The organism is Aetokthonos hydrillicola CCALA 1050 (assembly GCF_017591665.1).
GTDB lineage: Bacteria > Cyanobacteriota > Cyanobacteriia > Cyanobacteriales > Nostocaceae > Aetokthonos > Aetokthonos hydrillicola.
Genome location: NZ_JAAKGC010000208.1, coordinates 1 through 4,768 on the forward strand (window position 1 = coordinate 1; position 4,768 = coordinate 4,768).

At 42.1% G+C, this 4,768-nt stretch carries 7 protein-coding genes and 1 pseudogene; 6 read left to right on the forward strand and 2 right to left on the reverse strand.

Going from position 1 to position 4,768, the window contains the following annotated elements:
- The first annotated feature begins 273 nt into the window (after positions 1-273).
- The 5 genes from G4P69_RS35565 to G4P69_RS35585 all read left to right on the forward strand — a co-directional run bounded on the left by G4P69_RS35565 (position 274) and on the right by G4P69_RS35585 (position 2,673).
- A complete protein-coding gene (locus tag G4P69_RS35565) occupies positions 274-648 on the forward strand; it encodes a hypothetical protein (RefSeq protein WP_208354646.1) in 375 nt (124 codons plus the stop codon).
- A 76-nt stretch (positions 649-724) separates the two neighbouring features.
- Positions 725-1,057, forward strand: a complete 333-nt coding sequence (locus tag G4P69_RS35570; RefSeq protein ID WP_208354648.1) for a filamentous hemagglutinin — start codon at positions 725-727, stop codon at positions 1,055-1,057.
- Positions 1,058-1,197: 140 nt separating this feature from the next.
- Positions 1,198-1,557 carry a hypothetical protein gene (locus G4P69_RS35575; RefSeq protein ID WP_208354650.1) on the forward strand — a complete coding sequence of 120 codons (360 nt, stop codon included), beginning with the start codon at positions 1,198-1,200 and terminating at the stop codon, positions 1,555-1,557.
- 6 nt (positions 1,558-1,563) lie between these two features.
- Complete coding sequence (locus tag G4P69_RS35580) at positions 1,564-1,965, forward strand: hypothetical protein (protein ID WP_208354652.1); 402 nt, start codon at positions 1,564-1,566, stop codon at positions 1,963-1,965.
- A 165-nt stretch (positions 1,966-2,130) separates the two neighbouring features.
- Positions 2,131-2,673: a hypothetical protein gene (locus G4P69_RS35585; protein ID WP_208354654.1), complete on the forward strand. Its 543-nt coding sequence runs from the start codon at positions 2,131-2,133 to the stop codon at positions 2,671-2,673.
- Between the two features lie 160 nt (positions 2,674-2,833).
- Here the strand turns inward: G4P69_RS35585 and G4P69_RS35590 are convergent.
- Together G4P69_RS35590 and G4P69_RS35595 are read right to left on the reverse strand one after the other, a co-directional pair.
- Positions 2,834-2,986: pseudogene (locus tag G4P69_RS35590) on the reverse strand (alcohol dehydrogenase); the annotation flags it as partial.
- Between the two features lie 40 nt (positions 2,987-3,026).
- Positions 3,027-3,926, reverse strand: coding sequence for a DUF4437 domain-containing protein (locus tag G4P69_RS35595; protein WP_243903152.1), 900 nt, complete (start codon positions 3,924-3,926; stop codon positions 3,027-3,029).
- A 191-nt stretch (positions 3,927-4,117) separates the two neighbouring features.
- On the opposite strand from G4P69_RS35595, the gene G4P69_RS35600 reads away from it, so the two are divergent.
- A complete protein-coding gene (locus tag G4P69_RS35600) occupies positions 4,118-4,651 on the forward strand; it encodes a maleate cis-trans isomerase family protein (RefSeq protein ID WP_208354656.1) in 534 nt (177 codons plus the stop codon).
- The last annotated feature ends 117 nt before the right edge of the window (positions 4,652-4,768 follow it).

Here is a 4,768-nt window from a genome sequence, read left to right on the forward strand (position 1 = left end):
TGTAGGTACACCAGGTGCTTCCCAATCCCAAAGCTCTGACCAAGCAACTGGTCAAAACGGTGCTGCTGACAATGGTTCTGTTAATGCTCAAACCAGCAACAGTGTAAACCACCAAGTACAAAATTCCGATATTCGTAAGAATCGCTTACATCGCTACTAAAAGTAGTTCAGACTCAGGGTACTACTAATCGAGCCGACAGGCGTTGCTGCATCTTCAATAATTTTAGCGACGCCAGCTTGATTTCTACAGCAAAAACAATCAGGTCTAAAAATATGTTGAAGAAATCAATTACTTTTGGTTTGTTAGCTGCTGGATTAATGATGGTACCGACTGCAGCTTTTGCTGGTGAAAAATCTCAATCTCAAACCAATATACAGGTAAGTGAGCAAAACGCTACCGTTAATGACGGTAGTATTAGTGTACAAGGTGTTAGTTCTACCAGCATCCAGCAGCAGGTCCAAAAAATCCTCAGCAGTTGTCTACCATATTACTATAGCTACATCACACCCTATAATTTTTTGTCACAAAATTCTTATCAGTCTACTAGCCAAAGTAGTTCTGTTATAGAAAGTTCTGTGAACACTCAAGATAACGACACTGTAAACTACCAACACCAAGTAACTCAAGTTAGCAGCTATAGCTACTAATCTTATCAATTAATCAACTCTCAATAACATTACTGAGTGTTCTCTTCACACAATCCAACTTATAAGGTCTAAAATAATGGTCAACAAAACTTACTCATTCGGTTTATTAGCTGCGGCTCTGATCTTAGTACCATCTGCTGCTTTTGCTGGCGATCAGGGTAGTCAGCAAGAGCTTAATCAGAGCGCTACTGCTGTTGGTTCTGGTAGCCGAGTTAATCAACACGCTAACCAGACAAGCATTCAATATCAAAATCGAGCTGGTCGCGGTTGCAATGCAGCCCAATCTCAAGGGTCTGCTCAATTGATCAACCAAAACGGGCTTGCGGTCAACGGCAGTCTTGTTGACCAAAATGCCAGCCAGTTGAACAGACAAACTCAAATTGCTGTGGGTCGTCGCCACTGCTATTAAGCTATCAGCTTACAGAAAATTGAATGTGTCTGTTAGAGCAGTGCCGTGGTGAGCCACAAGTGAGGAGTTGACGAGGTTGCCGATTTCCTAAACTAAAAAAATAAAAATCGAGCATTTTCTATTAACAGAGGAATAAAGCCATGCCTGCCAGACAATCTATTTCATTACTAGTACTCTCTTTGCTAATTGCATTACCTGCTGGAATTGCTTCTGCGGGTAACGACGTTGATATTCAAGGTACCAACTCTAGGGTAACGGTTACTGACGATGGTAACGTCAAAATTCGCTCTAACTCTCCTAGCACTACCAATAATAACTTGATTGTACCTACGTCAAGGGTACGAAATCAAATCCTACTTAGGAGTTTAAAATCTCCTCGCTACTATCAGTACTCTCAGTGTAGTGGCAGTACTTACAGCCACCAAAGTAACCGTACTAATAGATACGGCGACTCAGTTAATCATACTTACAGTTCTACAACAACAAAATCTTGTCAGTAATCAGCCATGAAATTCAAATTACTTTCTTTAGGTTTATTCTCGCTTTCAGCAGTATCTCCCATAATTATTTCTTCCGTCACTCACCCTGCAATGGCAGGATGTGTTGCAGTTGACGTCAGCACTCAAGTAGCGGTGGACGGTAATCGGAGAGGAAACCAAAGCAATAACACCAATCAGAACTTTGGACCAAATTGTCGTAATGGCAGTGGTGGAAACGTGACCACTGTAGGCAACCAAGTTTGTCATTCTGCTAACTGTGTACAGAGCCGCAACAGCAGCCAATTTGCAGATGGAGATCCCAAAAGTTCTACTGGTGTGAACACTCCAAATATTCCTATTAAGGTACACGTTCCTGTGCATGTGTACGATCCGTCAAAAAATCCAAACTTTCCGTTTCATAAGAAATAGAATAGTACTAGATAAGGCGAGGTCAAAAACTCCAGCTTTTCCGAATTTCTCATTTAGGGAAATTCGGTATAGTTGCTTTAGTTAAGATGTTCCCTTTGTCAAGGTACAAGTTCAAAAAACTCAGCAGGTGGTTAATTACCGTACCTGCTGCTAACGAAAAAAGCCATGAGAACTCTACTGTTTTTCGCTTGTGGTATAGCAATGCTTACCTCTATAACCACAGGGTGCACTCACAGGTTTACCAACAGCAGCCAAGGTTCTTTTGTTAAATCAGACACTGGTAGCGAAATGAGCAGTTACACGTCAAGTAATCAGCAATCCAGTCAATCATCAGGATCTCAAGGTAGCTTTACCAGTAGCCAGAACACTAGCTACTCATCTTCCTCTGGATCCCAACACGACTCTTTTGATCTCAATGCAGCTAATCTCAAAAAACCTCACATTCTGAGCATTAATGCTTCAGGTAATCAGTTAACAGGTGAGATTACTGTTAATGGTAAAGTCGTGAAACATATTCACGGTAGTCGAGAAAAGATTAATTTATCTCCTTTACTATCAGTTGGGAAACAGACAGTAGCAATTTCTGCTCGCTATGCTCCTGCATCTTCTTCAGTCAGTGTAGAACTTAATGGTCCTGATACCAATGTTTCTCAGCAAAGCAGTGGTAACGGCATTTTAAAATATACTATGACTGTCAATGTACATTAGAACGGGGAGCATCCCAATTTTGCAAAAAGACTGTAGTGGGAGCCGTAAAGCTCCCTACTTTATTACAGAAGCGGGCATCCTGCCCGCACTACAAAATGACAAAACAATTCAAAATTCAAAATTCAAAATTCAAAATAAGACTCTGCACAGAATCCGCAAATCAAAACCTGACCACCACTTTACCGCAATTTTTGCCACTGAGTAAATATTCGACAGCATCAGGAATGGATTCGATTTTTATAAATTTAGTTGGATCAACGGTAACTTTTAGCTTGTTAGTGTAGAAAAGATTTAGTAGGCGATCGCGTGCCTCTTACATATACTTCCTACAAATTAGTTCTTTTGTTTGGAAGTTACTGATCAAGTGCAGCTTCCAGACGTGACTGATCTTGCTGAGTAATATCTGGGTTATGCAGTATCCAATAACAGTCTAAGCGGTCATTAGTACGAAACAAAAGTAGTGCTCCACTTTCTGTCCAGAACGGTCCGTGTGGAATGTGTGCGGGTCGCCAGTAATAACCATCTTTACACATTGCTGTATACCGTCTATTAAAAGGATCATCGCTCATAGACCAATGTCCAAGCACATCTCCACAAATGACATATGCTTCCTCTGTAGTAGGATGACCAGCATAGAAGTTACCTTCTATCCACATAGGCACTAGACCGAGAACCCAGGTGGCGCGTCCGGTTTTTTTATTGGTATACAAGCTTTTACGAGATGAACCAGGAGGTAAAAAGGTTGTGTTCTCCCATTTCATTGCGTGGAGTTCTTGCAATGGAACATACTCAGTCATCCGCTCATGGGTCTGCATATTCGCATGATATACAGAACTTTCTGGGGTTTGCTCAACATCTGTGTAGTCTTTTGTTATGTAAGTGGGAGTAGCATCTGGCATCCATAAAAGAATTGTGTCTTCTTCAGTTTTCCAAGGACCAGTGGGTATGCCAGCTGGGATGAAAGAGTAACTGAGCTTGCGTAGTAAAAACCCACCCTGGCAAAGTACACCCGTTAACACAAAAATTTCCACATCCGTAGTAAAGTGACCAACAGGTGCTGTCCAACCCCCTTTCAAGATTACTCGCTGTGTAGATTCACCGGTTCCTTCGTTTACGGATAGAACTTGAGCAGTAGCGTGTTTACCAGTAACAAAGTTTTTGACCTCAAAAGGTACTTGTGGAAAGTTGATAACTGAGTTGAGTGACTCTTCAGTTTCTACGTGTTTGCGTCCTTGAGGGATGTTCTTGTTCATTTGAATACCTGTATCTGTATTTGACAAATTGCTCTTATAACAATGATATAAAACCTCATAGATGAGCTGAAAATTTCACTATGACAGACACGTTAGGATGGCGAAAGAAATTCGGGGTACTTGCGCCAAGCACGAACACAATCGTCGAACCTGAGTTTCACGCGATGGCCGTACGGGGTGTGACATCTCATATGTCGCGGATTCATATTCGAGATCAGGACTTAAGTAGTAACGAAAAGATGATGCATCTTCTCAAGCAGGTAGACGAGGAAATTTTTTTTGCGATTGATCGGGTAATGACGGCAGGTATCGACTACTTGATCATGGGAATAAGTGCTGAGAGTTTTTCGGGAGGAATCGAGGGGAATAGGGCGTTCGTCAGACGACTCGAAGATTATACTAACCTCAAAGTCGCTACAGGTGCCTCAGCATTTAAGGCAGCTCTCGAAGCATTTAAAGTAAACAAGATTGCGGTCATTACCCCTTATCAGCCTGTGGTTAACGAAATGGTCTGTCGCTTCTTCAGCGATATCGGGGTTGAGGTTGTCCGTCTCAAGGGACTCCTTTGCCCCACAGCAATATCGATCGCCGAGATCACTGAGGATGCACTTCGCACACATCTTTTGGAACTCGATGGTGATGACGTAGACTGTATCGTGCAGTCTGGTACCTGTAAGAAACTGCAAACAAGAACGCTTCAAACCGCAAACAAGGCTGTCGGTTAACCCATAATATTGCCGCGACTGGAACCATAAGATTGCCGCAACGGAGGCTGTAATACTCATTATTTCGTGAAGCGATCGCATTCTTTTTTGATGCATTGGAACCATAAGATTGCCGGG